This window comes from Pseudomonas sp. 3MA1, assembly GCF_029237275.1.
Taxonomy (GTDB): domain Bacteria; phylum Pseudomonadota; class Gammaproteobacteria; order Pseudomonadales; family Pseudomonadaceae; genus Aquipseudomonas; species Aquipseudomonas fluorescens_AP.
In genome coordinates this window covers 304,223-324,346 of record NZ_JAACFX010000001.1, presented here as the reverse complement: position 1 = coordinate 324,346, position 20,124 = coordinate 304,223, and the positions used below count along the sequence as shown (strand labels likewise).

Below are 20,124 nucleotides of genomic sequence, written 5' to 3'. Positions count from 1 at the left end.
TCCTACGCAAGGGGGCGTCGTTACTGAAACGAGGCCAGGGCTTTGGCCAGGCGTTGTGCCCGGGCGCCGGCGGCCAGGTCCAACAGCGCCTGGTCCCGGGACCATTGGCTGCGCCAACCCTCGGGGCCATTGGCGAATGCGGCGTCGATCTCAGGCCGCAATGCCTGGAACTGGGCGAACACACCACCCAACAGAATGTGCCCGCTGCTCAAGCAAGGGTTTTGCCGACTGGCTTCGGCACACCCCGCCAGCAGCGCCAGGAGCTGCAGTTGCAAAGGCTGCGGCCAGCCGCTGTCCTGCCCCACGCCATACAGCCAGGCGAGCATGGCACTCAGGACATAGATGTCCTCAAGGGTGCGGAAGGGTTTGACATAGGCATCCCAGCCGTCGCCGGCGAGCAGTTCGCAAGCGGCGTTGTCCAGCAGCAGGCAGCCATGGCTGATCTCCGGCATCAGGCCGATGGCCGGCAGGGTCTGGACCTTGACCCCAGGCTCCCCGGCGTAGACCACGGTCAGGCGCAAGGCTGCCCGCTCCCCCGGCGCCTCGCTGCGGGCCGCCACCAGCAGCCAATCCGCCGCATCGCCGGCGGTGACAAAATCCTTGCGTCCGCACAGACGCAAATCCTCAAGCCGGGTCTGCATGTCGGCCGGGCGCAGGCTGTGACCTTCGGTCGCGCACAAAGCCCCCAGGCTGAGCGGCGCGCTGGGCCACAACATGCGCAATGCCGCCTGGTAACCCACCAGAAAGGCCAGCCCGGGGGCGCTCATCAGACGCCCGCCGCGCACCGCCAGCTCAAAGGGCGTGACCGCGCCCAGATGGGTCAGCAAAGCCCCGTAACCCTCGGCCAGATCAGGGTTGGCGGGCAGTCGTTCATGGCTCTCGAGCAGGGCTTGCCAGGGCATTCGAAGGTCCTCAGGGGCTGTCATACAAGCATCACCAAAGCTTCATGGTGATGACACCGGGGCTACATAGCCTGACTTTGCACAACAAAGTCGATTGGCTGCAACCCAAGACGGGTCAGTGGCCCGCACGGAGATTCACGATGACTCAGATCGCCCGCATCAGCGACACCGGCATTGAACGCCGCCTGCAGGCCGAACGCCTGATCGGCGCCCAAGCCCTGCAGGAAGCCCAGGCCTTGCGCTTCAACGTCTTCAGCGGCGAGTTCAACGCCAAGCTCAAAGGCGCGGAATGGGGTCTGGACATGGATGACTATGACGTTCACTGCAGCCACATCGGTGTGCGCGACCTGAACACCGGTCGCCTGGTGGCCACCACTCGTCTGCTGGACCACCAGGCCGCCAGCAGCCTGGGGCGTTTCTACAGCGAAGAGGAATTCAGCCTGCACGGTCTGACGCAGCTCAAGGGCCCGATTCTCGAAATCGGTCGCACCTGCGTCGACCCGGCCTACCGCAACGGCGGCACCATCGCCGTGCTCTGGGGCGAGCTGGCGGAAGTCCTCAACCAGGGCGGCTACAGCTACCTGATGGGCTGCGCCAGCATCCCCATGCAGGACGGCGGCATCCAGGCCCAGGCGATCATGCAACGGTTGCGGGAGCGCTACCTGAGCACCGAACACCTGCGAGCCGAGCCGAAGAACCCGCTGCCCAGCCTGGACATTCCGTCCAATGTGATTGCCGAGATGCCACCGCTGCTCAAGGCCTACATGCGCCTGGGCGCGAAAATCTGCGGCGAGCCGTGCTGGGACGAAGACTTCCAGGTCGCCGACGTATTTATCCTGCTCAAGCGTGACGAGTTGTGCCCGCGCTACGCCCGGCACTTCAAGGCGGCGGTCTGATGCGCCGGTTGCGGGTCTACGGGCGCATCGCCCGGGTGCTGCTGGTGGTGGCGCTGGGACTGAGCATGGCCAGTGTCTTTGGTCTGCTGGAGCGCCTGGGCGTGGCCAATTCCATGGTCCGGCGCCAGCGCTGGTCGCGCTTCTTCATGGCGCGCTTGAGCAATGCCTTGCCCTTCCAGGTCTCGGTGCATGGCCAGTTGCCCAGGCAGCCGATGCTCTGGGTCAGCAACCACGTGTCCTGGACCGACATTCCGCTGCTGGGCATGCTCACGCCGCTGTCCTTCCTGTCCAAGGCCGAAGTGCGTACCTGGCCGGTGGCCGGCTGGCTGGCGGCCAAGGCCGGCAGCCTGTTCATCCGCCGCGGGGCCGGCGACAGCCAACTGATCCGCAAGCAGATGACCCGTCACCTGCAGGAGCAGCATCCATTGCTGCTGTTCCCCGAGGGCACCACCACCGACGGCCATGGCCTGCGGACCTTCCACGGACGCCTGCTGGCCAGTGCCATCGACGCCGGCGTGGCGCTGCAACCGGTGGCGATCCGCTACTTGCGCGATGGCCAGATCGACAGCCTGGCGCCCTTCATTGGCGACGACGACCTGCTCTCGCACTTGATGCGGCTGTTCGCCAACGACCGGGGCCAGGTGGAGATTCATCTGCTCAAGCCGATTGCCTGTCAGGGCCAGGAACGTGCGGCACTGGCCTTTCAGGCCCAGCAAGCGGTGCAAAAAGCGCTATTTGGCGACGTTGCCCAACCCGCCGAACCACGCCGCAGCGGCGAACTGGTCGCCGCCTGAACCACTCCGTAGGAGCCGGCTTGCCGGCGAAGATGCTAAAGGCGCTTTCGCTGGCAAGCCGGCTCCTACCGAGGGGACGTTCGTCAGGGTAACTGGATGTGCTGCACGGCGAACGCCTGCAATTGCGGATAAAAATCGCGGAAATCCTCGCTCAACGGCTGATACAGCCGCTCCAGCTCCCCCATCGCCGCCGTCAGCTCCTCCGGTTGCGACAAGCGCCGGGCAATCCCGCGCAATACCTGCTCCAGCACCTGGAAATCCCGGTAGGAACCCAACCAGTCATCCGCCGCCATGTAGGGCGCGATCTGCGCCAGGCGCCCGGGCAACTGCGGCTCGGCCGCCAGCACCCGATACACGTCGGCGGTGAACTGCTGCAAGGGACGATCGGCGTACTGGGCCCAGTCCCGGGCCAGGCAGTGGTCGAAGAACACGTCGATGACGATGCCGGCATAGCGCCGCCGGGTCAGGGAGAAACGCGACAGCGCCGCACTCACCCGCGGGTGGCTGTCGGTGTAGGTGTCGATGCGCCGATGCAGCTGGATCGCGGCCTCGACCTCGGGGGCAAACTGCCCTTGCAGGCGACCTTTGACGAAATCGCCATACAGGCTGCCGAGTAATTGACCCGGGCGCTGGCCGCCAAGGTGTAGATGTGCGAGATAATTCATTCGCGCAGCTTAGCACCGCGCTCAACGTATCGTTATAACCCGATATACCGATAAACGATGATTTAAGATCAAAATCATATTGGTATATCGCGAAATAACGATTTAAATTTCGCCTCATCGCGATACAACGTTTTATGGAAAACGAGCACCGCCATGTCCCTCGACCTCGACGAAATAATAAAAGCCCTGGCACATCCGGTTCGCAGGGAAATCCTGCACTGGCTGAAAGACCCGACAGTCGAATTCCCCGATCAGGCTCACAGCAATGAGCACGGCGTCTGTGCCGGACAGATCGATCAACGCTGCGGCCTGTCGCAGTCGACCGTGTCCGCCCACCTCGCCACCCTGCAGCGCGCAGGCCTGATCAGCAGCCGGAAAGTCGGCCAATGGCATTTTTTCAAACGCAATGAGGAAGTCATCCAGCAGTTCCTCACGCAAATGAGCCAACAGCTCTGATCTGACAAGGACCCGACAATGCCCCTTTCACTCATCATCCTGGCCTTGAGTGCCTTCGCCATCGGCACCACCGAGTTCGTCATCATGGGGCTTTTGCCCGATGTGGCGGCGGACCTCGGGGTGTCGATTCCCGGCGCTGGCTGGCTGGTCACCGGCTACGCCCTGGGCGTGGCCATCGGTGCGCCGTTCATGGCCCTGGCCACCGCGCGCCTGCCGCGCAAGGCAGCCCTGGTGGCGCTGATGGGCATCTTCATTGTCGGCAACCTGCTGTGCGCACTGGCCAGTGATTACAACGTGCTGATGTTCGCCCGGGTGATCACGGCGCTGTGCCACGGTGCCTTCTTCGGTATCGGTTCAGTGGTGGCCGCCGGCCTGGTGCCCGCCAACAAGCGCGCCTCGGCCGTGGCCCTGATGTTCACCGGCCTGACCCTGGCCAACGTCCTTGGCGTCCCGCTGGGCACCGCCTTGGGCCAGTCGGCCGGCTGGCGCTCGACCTTCTGGGCGGTGACGGTGATCGGCGTGATCGCGCTGATCGGCCTGCTGCGCTTTTTGCCGGCCAGGCGCGATGAGGAAAAACTCGACATGCGTTCGGAACTGGCAGCCCTCAAGGGCGCGGGGATCTGGCTATCCCTGAGCATGACCGCACTGTTTGCCGCGTCGATGTTCACCCTCTTCACCTACGTTGCGCCGCTGCTCGGCGATGTCACTGGCGTCTCGCCCCGGGGCGTGACCTGGACCCTGCTGCTGATCGGCCTGGGCCTGACCCTGGGCAACATCATCGGCGGCAAGCTGGCGGACAAGCGCCTGGGCGCCACCCTGATCGGCGTGTTCGCGGCCATGGCGGTGGTTTCCACCGTGCTGACCTGGACCAGCGTGGCGTTGATTCCCACCGAGATCACTCTGTTCCTCTGGGCCACCGCTTCGTTTGCTGCGGTGCCAGCCTTGCAGGTCAATGTGGTGACCTTCGGCAAAGCCGCACCCAACCTGGTTTCGACCCTGAACATCGGCGCTTTCAACATCGGCAACGCCCTGGGCGCCTGGGTCGGCGGCAGCGTCATCGCCCACGGTTTCGGCCTCACCAGCGTGCCGCTGGCGGCCGCGCTCCTGGCGATCCTGGCCCTGCTGGTGACGCTGATTACCTTCCGCCAGGGCGGCAACGCCGAACTGGCTGCTGCAACCCACTGAACCCTTGTTTCCTATATAGAAGGCTGCATTCCATGACGACTATCTTTGATCCGATCAAGATCGGCGACCTTGAGCTGTCCAACCGCATCATCATGGCGCCGCTGACCCGCTGCCGCGCCGACGCCGGCCGCGTGCCCAACGCGCTGATGGCCGAGTACTACGTGCAACGGGCTTCCGCGGGCCTGATCCTCAGCGAAGCCACCTCGGTCACCCCAATGGGCGTGGGCTACCCGGACACCCCCGGCATCTGGTCCAACGATCAGGTGCGTGGCTGGGCCAACGTGACCAAGGCGGTGCATGGCGCCGGCGGCAAGATCTTCCTGCAACTGTGGCACGTGGGGCGGATTTCCCACCCGTCCTACCTGGACGGCGAGACTCCGGTGGCCCCGAGCGCCATCCAGCCCAAGGGCCATGTCAGCCTGGTGCGTCCTCTGGCCGACTACCCGACCCCGCGGGCCCTGGAAACCGCTGAGATCGCCGACATCGTCGAGGCTTACCGGGTCGGCGCGGAAAACGCCAAGGCCGCCGGTTTCGATGGCGTGGAAATCCACGGCGCCAACGGTTACCTGCTGGATCAGTTCCTGCAAAGCAGCACCAACCAGCGCACCGACCAGTACGGCGGCTCACTGGAGAACCGTGCCCGCCTGCTGCTGGAAGTCACCGACGCGGCCATCGAGGTCTGGGGCGCGGGTCGTGTGGGCGTGCACCTGGCGCCTCGCGCCGACTCCCATGACATGGGCGACGCCAACCTGGCGGAAACCTTCACCTACGTCGCTCGCGAGCTGGGCAAACGTGGCATCGCCTTTATCTGCTCCCGTGAGAAAGAAGGCGCCGACAGCCTGGGCCCGCAACTCAAGGAAGCCTTCGGCGGCCCGTACATCGCCAACGAACGCTTCACCAAGGACAGCGCCAACGACTGGCTGGCCGCCGGCAAGGCTGACGCCGTGGCCTTCGGCGTGCCCTTCATCGCCAACCCGGATCTGCCGGCGCGCTTGAAGGCCGACGCGCCGTTGAACGAGGCGCATCCGGAAACCTTCTACGGCAAAGGTCCGGTGGGCTACATCGACTACCCGACGCTGTAAGCCGAACCCGGTCAACCCAAAAGCCCCGACTCTCGCGAGCCGGGGCTTTTTTATGCGCGCCGGGATCAGCGCCTGCGTTGGGTCCAGGCCACCGCCAGACCACTGAGACAGATCACCGTGATGCCGATCAGGCCGTAGCTGTCCGGGGCATGCCCGAAGATCAGGTAGCCGTACAGACCGGCGAACAGAATCTGCCCGTAGCTGAACGGCGCCAGCATCGCCGGTGCGGCATGACGGAACGCCTGGGTCAGCAGCATATGGCCGAGCATGCCGCAGGTGCCGAGGCCGATCATGAACAAACCATGGACAAATGTCGGCGTGCTCCAGAAAAACGGCAGCAGCGCGCTCATGATCAGGCTGTTGAGGATCCCCGTCAGAAAGTTACTGGTGGTCGGGCTGTCGATACCGCTGAGCTTGCGAGTCAGCAACTGATAGAAGCCGAAACACAGCGCCGAACCCAGGGGCAGCAGGATCGCCGGGGTAAACAGCGCGCCGCCGGGCCGCACCACGATCAGCACCCCGACGAACCCGGCGAGCACCGCCAGCCATTGCGCCCGACTGACCCGCTCGCCCAGAAACGGCACCGACAAGGCGGTGACCAGCAAGGGCGCGAGGAAGTTGACCGCCGTGGCTTCCGCCAGGGGGATGTAACGCAGGCCGGTGGTGAACAGCAGGCTGGTGCCGATCAGGCACAGGGCCCGCAGCAATTGCAGGCCGGGGCGTTTGGTACGCACGACTGCGGAAAAACCGCTACGAGGAACGAACACCACCAGCATCAGCAGGGTGTGAACCACGTAACGGGCCCAGACCACCATGACGATGGGATAAAAAGCCGAGAGGTATTTGGACAGCGTGTCATGGCTGGCAAAGAGCAGAACCGCCAGACAGATCAGGGCAATCCCCTTGATCGGCTGTTCTGCGCCTTTGAACGGTGAAGGGTTCACACTCATTCACACACCCACAACAAAATCCCTACAAAATACGTAGCTGGCTATCTATCAAGATGCGGCCAGCCCGCATATAAAAGCACCCCATCGCGGTGGCGAGTGCGGGAATGGATATCCGTCGCGGTAAATCTTGACACAACTGGATTCAATTACGCATGTTGTCTTAATGACGCAAGTTCGGGCTCAGGCGCAACATATCCAGCCCGATGTCAATCCAGCGTTCTGCCTCGGTGTGCAGGGCGAAGCTCTCAGGGGCCAGCAGCCATTGGTAAAGGATGCCATCGATAAAAGCGCGCATGCTGATAGCCGCCCGTTGCGTATCAAGATTTTCGGGCAATTGCCCGCGATTGACTGCATTGGTCAGCGCCAGCTCGATACGCACGTTGCACTCCAGGCTGGCGGTGCGACGCTGGCGCCGCAAGTCGCACATTTCATCGGTGAATTCGCACTTATGAAACAGAATTTCATTAATGCGTCGGGTTTTCGGGTCCAGGGCAACTTGATGAAACAAATGAATCAGCAACTTGCGCATCCAGCCCAACGGATCCACTTCATCTACATTCTCACTGGCGGCAGCCATCTCATCCAAAGGTTCACGCAGGCTGTCGAGCATGGCCTGCACCAGATCGGCCTTATTGCTGAAATGCCAATAGATGGCACCCCGCGTCACCCCCGCCAGCGCCGCAATATCGGCCAGGGTAGTACGCGCCACGCCACGCTCGTAAAAGGCCTTTTCGGCGGCCTCGAGTATCTGGCTGCGAGTTTCTTGAGCTTCCTCTTTGGTACGACGGACCATGGCAGTAAAACCTCGATCAGGATCTTTCAGCGATGCGTGAAGACCTTCTGAATAAATATGCAACGGCATCTCGGGTGCCGTTTGCCCAGCCTACAATTCAACACCTACAGGGGCTTGTGTAACCGGATGGGTACGCCGCCAGGGTATTTACAAACAACCGTGAACGTAAGTATATTCCTTAGCAAGCTACTAATCCACTCAGCCAACTCTTTTTAACCTTCCACTTTTCTTGTGCGCATCTTGCGTGCCTGACCCGAGGATCTTCATGCAACTCAAGCCAGCTGTTACCGCTCTGGTCACTGCCGTCGCCCTGGCATCGCTGCTCAGCGGATGTAAAAAGGAAGAGGCGGCACCCGCCCCTCAAGCCCCTCAGGTCGGCGTCGTCACCCTGCAACCACAAGCCTTTACCCTGACGTCGGAACTACCGGGCCGGACCACAGCGTTCCGCATCGCCGAAGTTCGCCCGCAGGTGAATGGGATCATTCTGAAGCGCCTGTTCAAAGAAGGCGGGGATGTTAAGGAAGGTCAGCAGCTTTATCAGATCGATCCATCGGTCTATGAGGCAACGCTGAAGAGTGCCGAGGCCAATCTGCAATCGACCAAGTCGATTTCCGATCGCTACAAGCAATTGGTCAACGAACAGGCCGTGAGCCGCCAGGAATACGACACCGCCGTGGCCAACCGCCTGCAGTCGGAAGCTGCCCTGCAAAGCGCTCAGATCAATCTGCGATTCACCAAGGTGCTGGCGCCGCTGACCGGTCGCATCGGCCGCTCCTCGGTGACCGAGGGCGCCCTGGTGAGCAATGGCCAGGCCGATGCCATGGCGGTGATCCAGCAACTGGACCCGATCTACGTCGACGTCACCCAGTCTTCGGTTGAACTGCTGGAACTGCGCCGGGAGCTGGAAAGCGGACGCCTGCAGAAAGTCGGCGACAACGCCGCCAAGGTCAAACTGACCCTGGAAGACGGCAGCCAGTACAAGCTCGACGGCAAACTGGAATTCTCCGAAGTCTCGGTGGACGAAACCACCGGCTCGGTGACCCTGCGCGCCGTGTTCCCCAACCCTCAGCACACCCTGCTGCCGGGCATGTTCGTTCACGCCCAGCTGCAAGCCGGGGTCAACAGTGCGGCGATCCTGGCCCCACAACAAGGCGTGACCCGTGACTTGAAAGGCACCCCGACCGCCCTGGTGGTTGGCCCGGACAACAAGGTCGAGCTGCGCCAGCTCAAGGCCAGCCGCACCGTCGGCAGCCAGTGGCTGGTGGAAGACGGCCTGAAAGCCGGCGACCGGCTGATCACCGAAGGCCTGCAGTTCGTCAAGCCGGGCATTGAGGTCAAGGCCAGCGAAGCCACCAACGTAGCCGCGAAAAACCCGGCCCCTGCACAGGCAACTGACAAAGCTGCAGGCGGCAAAGGGGAGTAAACCATGTCGAAATTTTTTATCGACCGTCCGATCTTCGCCTGGGTAATCGCCCTGGTGATCATGTTGGTCGGGGCTCTATCGATCCTCAAATTACCGATCAACCAGTACCCGAGCATCGCCCCTCCGGCGATTGCGATCTCCGTGACCTACCCAGGCGCTTCTGCACAGACCGTGCAGGACACCGTGGTCCAGGTGATCGAGCAGCAGCTCAACGGTATCGACAACCTGCGTTACGTGTCCTCGGAAAGTAACTCCGACGGCAGCATGACCATCACCGCCACCTTCGAGCAGGGCACCAACTCGGACACCGCGCAGGTCCAGGTACAGAACAAGCTCAACCTGGCCACCCCGCTGCTGCCGCAAGAAGTGCAGCAGCAGGGTATCCGCGTGACCAAGGCGGTGAAGAACTTCCTGCTGGTGATTGGCGTGGTGTCCGAGGACGGCAGCATGTCCAAGGACGACCTGTCGAACTACATCGTGTCGAACATGCAGGACCCGATCTCGCGGACCGCGGGCGTCGGTGACTTCCAGGTGTTCGGTGCCCAGTACGCGATGCGGATCTGGCTCGACCCGGCCAAGCTGAACAACTTCAACCTGACCCCGGTGGACGTGAAGACCGCGGTTGCCGCGCAGAACGTCCAGGTGTCGTCCGGCCAGCTCGGCGGCCTGCCCGCCCTGCCCGGCCAGCAGCTGAACGCCACCATCATCGGCAAGACCCGCCTGCAGACCGCCGAGCAGTTCAAGGCAATCCTGCTGAAGGTCAACAAGGACGGTTCGCAAGTGCGTCTGGGTGACGTTGCCGACGTTGCGCTTGGCGGCGAGAACTACGCCGTCAGCGCCCAGTTCAACGGCAAGCCGGCTTCCGGTCTGGCGGTCAAACTGGCCAACGGCGCCAACGCCCTGGACACCGCCAAGGCGCTGCGCAAGACCATCAGCGACCTGGAACCCTTCTTCCCGCAAGGCATGAAGGTGGTATTCCCCTACGACACCACGCCAGTGGTCACCGAATCCATCAAGGGCGTGGTTGAAACCCTGGTGGAAGCGATCGTCCTGGTGTTCCTGGTGATGTTCCTGTTCCTGCAGAACTTCCGCGCCACGGTGATCACCACCATGACGGTGCCGGTGGTGCTGCTGGGGACCTTCGGCATCCTCGCGGCGGCCGGTTTCAGCATCAACACCCTGACCATGTTCGGCATGGTGCTGGCCATCGGCTTGCTGGTGGACGACGCCATCGTCGTGGTGGAAAACGTCGAACGGGTGATGCACGAGGAAGGCCTGTCACCCAAGGAAGCGACGAAGAAATCCATGGGCCAGATCCAGGGCGCCCTGGTGGGTATAGCCCTGGTGCTGTCCGCGGTACTGCTGCCGATGGCGTTCTTCAGCGGCTCCACGGGGGTGATCTACAAGCAGTTCTCGATCACCGTGGTGTCGGCCATGGCCCTGTCGGTGCTGGTGGCCCTGATCTTCACCCCGGCGCTGTGCGCCACCATGCTCAAGGCCGTCCCCAAGGGCGAGCACGCGGTCGAGAAGCGCGGCTTCTTCGGCTGGTTCAACCGCACCTTCGACCGCAGCGTAAAAAGCTACGAGCGCGGGGTCGGCAACATCCTGCGCAACAAGGCTCCATACCTGCTGGCCTACGTCTTGATCGTCGTGGGCATGATCTGGCTGTTCACCCGCATCCCGACCGCGTTCCTGCCCGAAGAAGACCAGGGCGTACTGTTCGCCCAGGTGCAGACCCCGGCCGGCTCCAGTGCCGAGCGGACCCAGGTGGTGGTCGATGAAATGCGCGCCTACCTGCTGGACCAGGAAAAGGACACCGTGGCCTCGGTGTTCACCGTGAACGGCTTCAACTTCGCCGGTCGCGGCCAGAGCTCGGGCATGGCCTTCATCATGCTCAAGCCGTGGGGCGAGCGTTCTGCGGAAAACAGCGTGTTCAACCTGGCGGCCCGCGCCCAGCAGCACTTCTTCAGCTTCCGTGACGCGATGGTGTTCGCCTTCGCCCCTCCGGCGGTACTGGAGTTGGGTAACGCCACCGGTTTCGACGTGTTCCTCCAGGACCGCGCCGGTATCGGCCACGAGAAACTGATGGCGGCACGCAACCAGTTCCTCGGCATGGCGGCCCAGAGCAAGGTGCTGTCCCAGGTGCGTCCGAACGGCCTGAACGATGAGCCGCAGTACCAGTTGAGCATCGATGACGAACGCGCCAGTGCCCTGGGCGTGACCCTCACCGACATCAACAACACCCTGTCGATTGCCCTGGGCAGTAGCTACGTCAACGACTTCATCGACCGCGGTCGGGTGAAGAAGGTCTACATCCAGGGTCAGGCCGGTGCACGCATGAGCCCCGAAGACCTGAAGAAGTGGTACGTGCGCAACAGCGCCGGGACCATGGTGCCGTTCTCCTCCTTCGCCAAGGGCGAGTGGATCTACGGTTCACCGAAACTGGCCCGTTACAACGGCGTGGAAGCCATGGAAGTCCTGGGTGCCCCGGCCCCTGGCTACAGTACCGGTGAAGCCATGGCCGAAGTCGAAGCCATAGCCGCCAAGCTGCCGCCGGGTGTGGGCATCTCCTGGACCGGCCTGTCCTACGAGGAACGTCTGTCGGGCTCCCAGGCACCTGCGCTGTACGCCTTGTCCCTGCTGATGGTCTTCCTGTGTCTGGCAGCACTGTATGAAAGCTGGTCGATTCCGATCGCGGTCATGCTGGTGGTGCCGCTGGGGATCATCGGTGCGCTGATGGCCACCAGCCTGCGCGGCCTGTCCAACGACGTGTACTTCCAGGTGGGGCTGTTGGTGACCATCGGCCTGGCGGCGAAAAACGCCATTCTGATCGTCGAATTCGCCAAGGAACTGCACGAACAGGGACGCTCCCTGGTGGACGCCGCGGTGGAAGCCTGCCGCATGCGTCTGCGGCCGATCATCATGACCTCCCTGGCCTTCGTCCTCGGGGTGGTGCCGCTGGCCATCTCCACCGGCGCCGGCTCCGGCAGCCAGCATGCGATCGGGACCGGGGTGATCGGCGGTATGCTCACCGCGACGATCCTGGCGATCTTCTGGGTGCCGCTGTTCTTCGTCACCGTATCGTCCATGGGTCGTCGCAAAGCGGACCTGTCAGAAACCACTGCAACTGCTAATGAGGCTGGCCAATGAGCAAGTCGCTACTCTCCCTGGCAATCACCGCCATCGCGCTAAGTGGTTGCTCGCTGATACCCGATTATCAGCGCCCGGAAGCGCCGGTGGCGGCGCAATTCCCCCAAGGCCCCGCCTACTCGCCCAAGGAGGCCGCCAACGTGGCGGCCGCCGAACAGGGCTGGCGGCAGTTCTTCCACGACCCGGCGCTGCAACAGCTGATCCAGACCGCTCTGGAAAACAACCGCGACCTCAAGGTCGCGGCGCTGAACATCGACGCCTATGCCGCGCAGTACCAGATCCAGCGTGCGGACCTGTTCCCCGCGGTTTCGGCCAACGGCAGCGGCAGCCGCCAGCGCACGCCGGCACGCATGTCGCAGACCGGCGAAGCCGGGATCACCAGCCAGTACTCCGCCACCGTGGGGGTCAGCGCTTATGAACTGGACCTGTTCGGCCGGGTTCGCAGCCTGAGCGAGCAAGCCCTGCAAACCTACTTCTCCAGCGAAGAGGCCCGGCGCAGCACGCAAATCAGCCTGGTGGCCAGCGTGGCCAATGCCTACATGACCTGGCAGGCCGACAAGGAGCTGCTCAAGCTGACCCAGGAAACCCTGGCTGCCTACGAGGAAAGCTACCGCCTGACCTCGCGCAGCAACGAAGTGGGCGTGGCCTCGGCCCTGGACCTGAGTCAGGCGCGGACCTCGGTGGAAAACGCCCGGGTCCAACTGGCCCGCTACACCCGCCAGGTGGCCCAGGATGAAAACAGCCTGACCCTGCTGCTGGGCACGGCGATTCCGAGCAATCTGCCGGCGGCCCAGCCGCTGTCGGCCAATCTGTTGAGCGAGCTGCCGGCCGGCCTGCCGTCGGAACTGCTGCAACGGCGTCCGGACATCCTCGAAGCCGAGTACAAGCTGAAAGCGGCGAACGCCAATATCGGCGCGGCGCGGGCGGCGTTCTTCCCGAGCATCAGCCTGACCGCCAACGCCGGCACCCTGAGCCCGGACCTCTCGGGTCTGTTCAAGGGCGGCTCGGGGACCTGGCTGTTCCAGCCGCAGATCAATCTGCCGATCTTCAACGCCGGCAGCCTGCGCGCCAGCCTGGACTACTCGAAGATCCAGAAAGACATCAGCGTGGCCCAGTACGAAAAATCCATCCAGACCGCCTTCCAGGAAGTCTCCGATGGCTTGGCCGCACGCCAGACCTACAACCAGCAGTTGCAGGCCCAGCGTGATTTCGTCAACGCCAACCAGGACTACTACCGTCTGGCCGAACGCCGCTATCGCATCGGGGTCGACAGCAACCTGACCTTCCTCGACGCCCAGCGCTCACTGTTCAGTGCCCAGCAGGCGCTGATCAGCGATCGCCTGGCGCAACTGACCAGCGAGGTCAACCTGTACAAGGCCCTCGGTGGCGGCTGGAGCGAACAGACCGGGAAGAACCAGCCCCTGGCTGAAAAAGCCCCGGCCCTGCACCTGTTCTGAAAGAGGAGCCAGCTGTAAGAAAAACCCACCTCATGGTGGGTTTTTTTATGTCACCGCCCCTCAGCCCCCCACCCCGTTGAGCAAGAACACCGGCTCACGCAGATAGTCCAGGCCCAGGCGGGTTTCGAAAGTCTCGTCGCGCAGGGCTGCCGTGGTGCAACTCCTGAGCCCCAGGGCCGTCGCCACCAGGGCAAAGCTCTGGCTCAGATGACCGCAGTCCATCAAGGCCACCCGCAAGGCCCGGCTGCCCGGATACTTCCAGGCCAGGCGCTGCAGACACGCAGTGGACAGGAACAGCACCGAGGCCTGTTCGATCCAGCGCTGATCGCCGCACGCCGCACCGATCCAGGACCTGGGGTCCTCGCGCGACAGCAGTTCAAGCCCGTGCCGCCGCACCGAATAGTGATACAGGCCGGCCTCCAAGCCCTGCACGTTGAGCAGGATCGGATAAACCTCGATGGCATGCAGGGAGCCCCCGGACGCCGAGGTTTTCTTCAGGAAGAAATCCCCCATGGGGTTACGCCGCATCTGACTCGCTCCCCAGGTGTAATACAGCAGCGCCGATAGCTGCAGGGCGCTAATGGGGCCCCCGTCGAAGCTCCGGCAGGTCTGGCGACGGGCCAGAACCTCCAGCAGTTGTGGCTGCTCAAACAGCGAGGGCGGTGCCAGCAAGGGATTGTCCAGGGCCTGGAACGGATGGGAAAAGTAGTCCTTGAACGCCGACGGCTGGCGCTGCTGCAGCGCCTTGCCGGCCAGTTGCTCCTCCATCTGCGCCACGCTGATGTAGGACGTGGCGGTTTGCGTGCGCGTCCCCAGGTAGAAATCCAGCGCGACCTGCCAGTGATTCCAGATATCACCAGCCGCCTCGGGCTCGGAGGGACCCGGACCCTGCCCGTCCACGGGCTGCAACAGCCCCCGGTCGATCAGGTCCTGGAGCAGCGCCAGGCTGGGGTTTTCCAGTGCGCCGGGAAGCAGCAGCGCGCTGTCCAGGGTCCGCGGACAGAGAAAATGCCGGACCAGCGGCAGAAACTGCATCGCCAACTCCAGGTCCAGGGCCCGCTGTCGATCGCGCAGGGTAAAACACTCCCGGTCGATCCCCAGCCAGGTGCCCGCGCGCAATTGCAACAGGGTCTGGCCATCCAGCGGGCTTGCCGCCGTTGCCGGAGGCTCGGCCAGAGTGCCTGCCTGCCAGAACAGCGGCTCGGGCCGCAGCGCCCTGATCTCCCGAATCAGCGCCGCCAGCTCAGGATCGCCGGCGCGATCGGCGATGTCCCACTCGATGGTGACCGCCTTGAGCGGCGCATGGCCGAACAACTGCCGCAGGATGTCCCAGTCCCGGCGCGGATCGCCGACATGCACCTCGATCAGGCGCTTGAGCGGCAGCGATCGCAGGTACTCGCGCAAGTCGTAGCCCAAGGCCCGGGCGGTGCAGATGGCGCTGTCCAGATCCAGGAGAAAGCCGCTGTGGCTGCGCTCAACCACGCTGCAAATGAATCCGCCTTCGGACAGCTCCTGGCCGATGTCCATGACAAACAGCCGGGGCGCGTTCTCCAGCACCAGCGGGGTGCCGGTGAAGGCCTGCAGCTCGAGGGCATTGGCCACCACCGTATCGGCCACCTCCCGGGCCAGGCTTGGCAGGATGAAATGCTGGGTATCGCCGCCCTGAAAGCGTGACCAGGAAATGTGCTCCGCCAGCCACGGCGAGGCGGTCCGCTGGCACAGGCGACGGGTCATGTGCAGAAATTCCCGGTCCATCTCGATGCCGACGCTGCCCAGGGACAGGCTCGACGAGTGCAGCAGCACCGGCACCTGCCCGCCCAGCTCGTTCAAGCGCGGCTGCAGGATGCAGTGGGTCGGTTGAAACTCCAGGTAATCGAAGTACGGCAGCCCTTCGGCCTGAATCCGCTCGAGGCTGGGATCGAGCCCGACCGCGCCGCTCCCGGCGCCAGGCGGCAAATGGTATTCCAGGCCCACCCCGGCGTCGGGGAAACGCGAAGCATCGAAGTCTTGCATATCCGCCTCCCCGGCTCAGGCCGTCACGTGCCGGGCCAAGGCAACGGCGCTGGCGCCCTCGCCCCGGCTCAGCGATCCGGCATGGCGACGCTCCAGGCGATGCACCTCCTGTAGCAGATTGCCCAGCAGTTCCCGCCCCTGCGCGGTAAAACCCGGGGCGCTGGCGAAATCCGCCTGCGCCTTGCTCAAGCCCCGCAGGATGAACAGCAGGCGCTGCTCGGCCCGGCGCATCTCCTGCGCTGGACGGTCGCGGACCCGTTCCAGGTACTTGACCAGGGCGATATAGACGTAAAAAGCATGGAAATAGCCGTACAAGTCCCGTTGCTGCCCCGACCAGGGCAGGGTGTACTGGGCCTCCCGCGAAGCCTGGGGCTCAACCACCGCGGCAACTTCGACCACGTTGTACAGCAACTGGTGGGTCGCCTCATGCACCAGCGACTCCTCCAGATCGAGTATCGAGTTGTCCCGGCTCGACAGCAGGATCACCCCGGTATAGCGGGACGCGGAGCAACTGCGAAAACTGCCGTCGGGCAAGTAGCACACGGCCTTGACCAGCACCTGCCACTGTTCATGACAGGTCGGCCAGGTGTGTTTGATCCGCTGCAGGGCCAGTTGCAGGACATCCCGAAAAAACTCTTTGGAATAACCCGCGCGCTCCAGCTGACGCCGGGTCGTGTCGTCTGGCGGGTAGTCATAACTGGGGGGCGTGACCTGAGTGATCAGCGGATCGACATCGAAGCGATACACCGGCGGGCACTGTGCATCGGGCCGTGCCTGCTGCGCAGTTTCAATCCGTTGCAGCACTTGGGGAAACTCCAGCAGCCTGGCTTTAACGTCACCGTCATCCAGGGTCTTTCCAGTCAACAGATAGTTAACATCACGAAACGTCAGCACACTCCAGATCTGAAATACCGGATGCGCGACAAGTGGATTGCGGACACTTTCCGGCGACAGAATAATATCCAGCGCCTGTTTGAAAAACAGTCGCAACGCAGAATCCGCAACAAACAACTTTGACAGTTCCGCATATAACGCGACGAACATCGTATAGCGATTCTTCGCGACTTTTTCCTGCAACAGGAGAAAGCGTTGCGGTTCGCTGTCCGGAAGAAAAGTAGTGCCCTTAAACAGCTCGTCGATGGAAAGTTCCGCTTGTTTGCTGTTTTCGCTGTCCATGGTTCAACCTTCCCTAAAGTTCACGGCAAAGGCTTGCTCATCGTCAGGCTGGCGACTTCATAGCCCAGCAGTTCATAAAGACGACGCGCCCCAAGGTTGCGACCGAAGACATGCAAACGCATTTCATCACAGCCCCATTCGCGCGCCAGCGACTCACCGGCCAGCAGCGTCTGCCTGGCGTAACCCCGGCGACGTTCGATCGGTTCGATGTAGAGATCGAGGATGAAGGCAATCCGTCGGGACCCGGCCTGACGTTCGGCGATCCACAGCTCACCCACTGCCCGCCCTGCATACAGCGCCCGCCACAGGTGGTTGTGCGGACTCAGGCGGCCCTGCGGTAGCAACTGGCGGAACACCTCCGCCGCCTGGAACGATGCCTGCTCCGGCGGCCATTCACCGGCGGCCACCATGCCGGCGGCATACTCCTGCAGGGCTCGCCGGGCGAAACGCTCGAAGTCGGCTTCCTGCATCGACACCAGGCTGATGGACACGGACGGGCACTCCACTGTGAACTTGAATCCCGATTCCGGTGTGCCGCCTTCATACGGAGCGAAGGGCGACACACCGGACTGCACACGCCCCACTCAGTCCATTCGCGCCTGTTGCTGTTGAGTGTCAAAGATCGCCGCGACACCGATCTTGTCGCGAATGGCCGACCCGGCACTGGTCAGTTTTGCCGTATCGATACTTTTCACGGCGCCCACTTCGGTGGCGCTCAGGTGCACGCCGATGCCTTTGGCGGCCGCTTCAGGATCCTGATGCAACTGTGCCGCAAAGTCCTTATCCAGAAGTGCACGGCCGACTACTGATGCAAGGCGCTCCTGATTGACTTTCGTACTCATGGTATCTCTCCTTATATATTGAAAGCACGACAACAACTTTCCTCCTGACGAAACTTACAACTTATCCCTATCCGCCCTGAGGGTTTTCAATATAGCAAGACGAGTCTGCATTTCCAGCACACGCAAAGTTTTCGCTTAAACCTTTTTACGATAATAGATAACACCGAATTTAAAGTTTAACTGGCGATTACTCCTATATCTTTTATATAAGTACGCCACTTGAGGACAATGGCTTACAACCAAAGCAATAAACACTTGTAGTGAATCTGCGGCGCGCCAGGGATACAGCACAAGGACCACGCCTGATTGAACAGCGCGGACAACCCCAGGATTCAACAGGAATCCTGGGGTTGTCCGAGCCCCCGAACCGGACTCGATAAGTGTTCGTTAATCGCCCAAAACCGCCATTCGCCAATTGATCGCCCCTGGGGGGCAACGCACCATTCCCGGCAACCGAACACACCAATAACAACAGGTTCGATGTCATGCCCCCACGCCCTGCACGCTCCGGCTGATCCCACCCGCTGCACCCTCAAGGTATTGCACGCTGTCCGCAGATTCTTGCCGGCAGTGCGTTGCTGCACCCCTAACAATTAGAGAGACCGACACATGAAGCCAATCACCCCGCCACAACACCTTGTGCCCAGCCTTCTGGCCCTGGCGTTGACCAGCCTCGCCCTGCCGGCAATGGCCGAAGAATCGGGCTTTTTCGAAGACGCCCAGGCCAACCTCAACCTGCGCAACTTCTACATCAACCGCAACTTCACCAACCCGACCAAGGCCCAGGGCAAGGCCGAAGAGTGGACCCAGAGCTTCATCCTCGATGCCAAGTCCGGCTTTACCCAGGGCACCGTGGGCTTTGGCATGGACGTCTTGGGCCTGTACTCGGTGAAGCTCGACGGTGGCAAGGGCACCGGTGGCACCCAGTTGCTGCCCCTGGACCACGACGGCCGCCCGGCGGACAACTTCGGGCGCCTGGGAGTGGCCTTCAAGGCCCGGTTGTCGCAGACCGAGGTCAAGGTCGGCGAGTGGATGCCGGTGCTGCCGATCCTGCGCTCCGATGACGGTCGCTCGCTGCCGCAAACCTTCCGCGGTGGCCAGATCACCTCGAAGGAAATCGCCGGCCTGACCCTCTACGGCGGCCAGTTCCGTGGCAACAGCCCGCGCGACGACAGCAGCATGAGCGACATGACGATGTTCGGCAAAGCGGCCTTCACCTCCGACCGCTTCAACTTCCAGGGCGCCGAGTACGCCTTCAACGACAAGCGCACCCAGGTCGCGCTGTGGAACGCCCAGCTCAAGGACATCTACCGCCAGCAGTTCGTCAACCTGATCCATACCCAGCCGCTGGGCGACTGGACCCTGGGCGCCAACCTGGGCTTCTTCTACGGCCAGGAAGACGGCAGCGCCCGTGCCGGCGATCTGGAAAACCGCACCTGGTCCGGCCTGTTCTCGGCCAAGTACGGCGGCAACACCTTCTATGTCGGCCTGCAGAAACTCACCGGCCCCAGCGCCTGGATGCGGGTCAACGGCACCAGCGGCGGCACCCTGGCCAACGACAGCTTCAACGCCAGCTACGACAACGCCCAGGAAAAATCCTGGCAACTGCGCCATGACTACAACTTCGCCGCCCTCGGTGTGCCTGGATTGACCCTGATGAACCGCTACATCAGCGGCAGCAACGTGCACACCGCCACGGTCAGCGACGGCAAGGAATGGGGCCGGGAAAGCGAGCTGGGCTACACGGTGCAGAGCGGCACGCTGAAGAACCTCAACCTGAAATGGCGCAACTCCACCATGCGCCGGGATTTCAGCAACAACGAGTTCGACGAAAACCGCCTGATCGTCAGCTATCCGTTGAGCCTGCTGTAACGACGCAACGGCCAACAAAAAAGGCCAGCCCGGTGATCGGGCTGGCCTTTTTGTTGGGCCGTAAAGGGTTACAGGCGCGACTCGGTGCCCAGTTCGTCCCACACCGATTCGGCCAGGTGGAAGGTCGCATTGGCCGCCGGAATGCCGCAGTAGATCGCGCTCTGCATGATCACTTCCTTGATCTCGCCACGGCTCACGCCGTTGTTGGCGGCGGCCCGCAGGTGCAGCTTGAGTTCTTCGTTGCGGTTCATGCCGATCAGCATGGCGATGGTGATCAGGCTGCGGGTGTGCCGCGGCAGGCCCGGACGGGTCCAGATATCACCCCAGGCATGGCGGGTGATCATTTCCTGGAATTCCGAGTTGAACTCGTTCAGGGCATTCAGGCTGCGGTCGACATGGGCATCGCCCAACACCGCGCGGCGCACCTGCATGCCTTCGTCATAACGTTGTTTCTCGTCCATAAAGGGC

Annotated in this window: 18 protein-coding genes; 9 read left to right on the top strand and 9 right to left on the bottom strand. The window is 62.8% G+C overall.

All coding sequences use genetic code 11. From position 1 onward, the window contains the following. Positions 1-20: 20 nt before the first annotated feature. Entirely contained in the window at positions 21-902 is an 882-nt protein-coding gene (locus GWQ44_RS01530; RefSeq protein WP_275926489.1) for an acyl-CoA dehydrogenase, read from the bottom strand. Between the two features lie 140 nt (positions 903-1,042). On the opposite strand from GWQ44_RS01530, the gene olsB reads away from it, so the two are divergent. Then, positions 1,043-1,798 carry an L-ornithine N(alpha)-acyltransferase gene (gene olsB, locus GWQ44_RS01525; RefSeq protein WP_016965047.1) on the top strand — a complete coding sequence of 252 codons (756 nt, stop codon included), beginning with the start codon at positions 1,043-1,045 and terminating at the stop codon, positions 1,796-1,798. Beyond that, positions 1,798-2,592 carry a lysophospholipid acyltransferase family protein gene (locus GWQ44_RS01520; RefSeq protein WP_016965048.1) on the top strand — a complete coding sequence of 265 codons (795 nt, stop codon included), beginning with the start codon at positions 1,798-1,800 and terminating at the stop codon, positions 2,590-2,592. Before olsB ends, GWQ44_RS01520 begins: the two co-directional genes overlap by 1 nt. 83 nt (positions 2,593-2,675) lie before the next feature. On the opposite strand, the gene GWQ44_RS01515 is transcribed toward GWQ44_RS01520, so the two are convergent. After that, a complete protein-coding gene (locus GWQ44_RS01515; RefSeq protein ID WP_016965049.1) occupies positions 2,676-3,257 on the bottom strand; it encodes an ACP phosphodiesterase in 582 nt (193 codons plus the stop codon). Positions 3,258-3,410: 153 nt separating this feature from the next. Here GWQ44_RS01515 and GWQ44_RS01510 point away from each other — a divergent pair, with 153 nt between their 5' ends. Genes GWQ44_RS01510 through GWQ44_RS01500 form a run of 3 tightly spaced genes read left to right on the top strand, consistent with a single transcriptional unit; the run spans position 3,411 to position 5,980 of the window. Continuing rightward, on the top strand, positions 3,411-3,713 hold the full coding sequence (locus tag GWQ44_RS01510) for a metalloregulator ArsR/SmtB family transcription factor (protein WP_016965050.1): 303 nt from the start codon (positions 3,411-3,413) through the stop codon (positions 3,711-3,713). 18 nt (positions 3,714-3,731) lie between these two features. After that, complete coding sequence (locus tag GWQ44_RS01505; protein WP_275926488.1) at positions 3,732-4,898, top strand: MFS transporter; 1,167 nt, start codon at positions 3,732-3,734, stop codon at positions 4,896-4,898. Positions 4,899-4,930: 32 nt separating this feature from the next. Continuing rightward, positions 4,931-5,980, top strand: coding sequence for an alkene reductase (locus tag GWQ44_RS01500; RefSeq protein WP_275926487.1), 1,050 nt, complete (start codon positions 4,931-4,933; stop codon positions 5,978-5,980). A gap of 65 nt (positions 5,981-6,045) precedes the next feature. On the opposite strand, the gene GWQ44_RS01495 is transcribed toward GWQ44_RS01500, so the two are convergent. Then, complete coding sequence (locus GWQ44_RS01495) at positions 6,046-6,930, bottom strand: DMT family transporter (RefSeq protein WP_016965053.1); 885 nt, start codon at positions 6,928-6,930, stop codon at positions 6,046-6,048. Between the two features lie 160 nt (positions 6,931-7,090). Beyond that, positions 7,091-7,723: an efflux system transcriptional repressor EmhR gene (emhR, locus tag GWQ44_RS01490; protein ID WP_016965054.1), complete on the bottom strand. Its 633-nt coding sequence runs from the start codon at positions 7,721-7,723 to the stop codon at positions 7,091-7,093. Positions 7,724-7,988: 265 nt separating this feature from the next. Here emhR and emhA point away from each other — a divergent pair, with 265 nt between their 5' ends. The 3 genes from emhA to adeC are packed head-to-tail and all read left to right on the top strand — an operon-like array spanning position 7,989 to position 13,753. Continuing rightward, positions 7,989-9,146 carry an efflux RND transporter periplasmic adaptor subunit EmhA gene (gene emhA / locus GWQ44_RS01485; protein ID WP_016965055.1) on the top strand — a complete coding sequence of 386 codons (1,158 nt, stop codon included), beginning with the start codon at positions 7,989-7,991 and terminating at the stop codon, positions 9,144-9,146. Positions 9,147-9,149: 3 nt separating this feature from the next. After that, positions 9,150-12,296, top strand: coding sequence for an efflux RND transporter permease subunit (locus GWQ44_RS01480; RefSeq protein WP_275926486.1), 3,147 nt, complete (start codon positions 9,150-9,152; stop codon positions 12,294-12,296). Beyond that, on the top strand, positions 12,293-13,753 hold the full coding sequence (adeC, locus tag GWQ44_RS01475) for an AdeC/AdeK/OprM family multidrug efflux complex outer membrane factor (RefSeq protein WP_047302256.1): 1,461 nt from the start codon (positions 12,293-12,295) through the stop codon (positions 13,751-13,753). The genes GWQ44_RS01480 and adeC overlap by 4 nt, the downstream gene beginning before the upstream one ends. 60 nt (positions 13,754-13,813) lie before the next feature. Here adeC and GWQ44_RS01470 read toward each other — a convergent pair whose 3' ends face one another. The 4 genes from GWQ44_RS01470 to GWQ44_RS01455 form a co-directional block, all read right to left on the bottom strand. Next, entirely contained in the window at positions 13,814-15,766 is a 1,953-nt protein-coding gene (locus GWQ44_RS01470; protein WP_275926485.1) for a DUF692 family multinuclear iron-containing protein, read from the bottom strand. A gap of 15 nt (positions 15,767-15,781) precedes the next feature. Beyond that, entirely contained in the window at positions 15,782-16,942 is a 1,161-nt protein-coding gene (locus tag GWQ44_RS01465) for an HEXXH motif-containing putative peptide modification protein (RefSeq protein ID WP_275926484.1), read from the bottom strand. 20 nt (positions 16,943-16,962) lie between these two features. Further along, entirely contained in the window at positions 16,963-17,433 is a 471-nt protein-coding gene (locus tag GWQ44_RS01460) for a GNAT family N-acetyltransferase (protein WP_016965125.1), read from the bottom strand. Between the two features lie 93 nt (positions 17,434-17,526). Then, positions 17,527-17,784, bottom strand: coding sequence for an Os1348 family RiPP precursor (locus tag GWQ44_RS01455; RefSeq protein ID WP_016965124.1), 258 nt, complete (start codon positions 17,782-17,784; stop codon positions 17,527-17,529). A gap of 609 nt (positions 17,785-18,393) precedes the next feature. Here GWQ44_RS01455 and GWQ44_RS01450 point away from each other — a divergent pair. After that, complete coding sequence (locus GWQ44_RS01450) at positions 18,394-19,656, top strand: OprD family porin (RefSeq protein ID WP_047302252.1); 1,263 nt, start codon at positions 18,394-18,396, stop codon at positions 19,654-19,656. Positions 19,657-19,724: 68 nt separating this feature from the next. Here the strand turns inward: GWQ44_RS01450 and pcaC are convergent, their stop codons facing one another. After that, a complete protein-coding gene (gene pcaC / locus GWQ44_RS01445; RefSeq protein ID WP_016965122.1) occupies positions 19,725-20,117 on the bottom strand; it encodes a 4-carboxymuconolactone decarboxylase in 393 nt (130 codons plus the stop codon). Between the last annotated feature and the right edge of the window lie 7 nt (positions 20,118-20,124).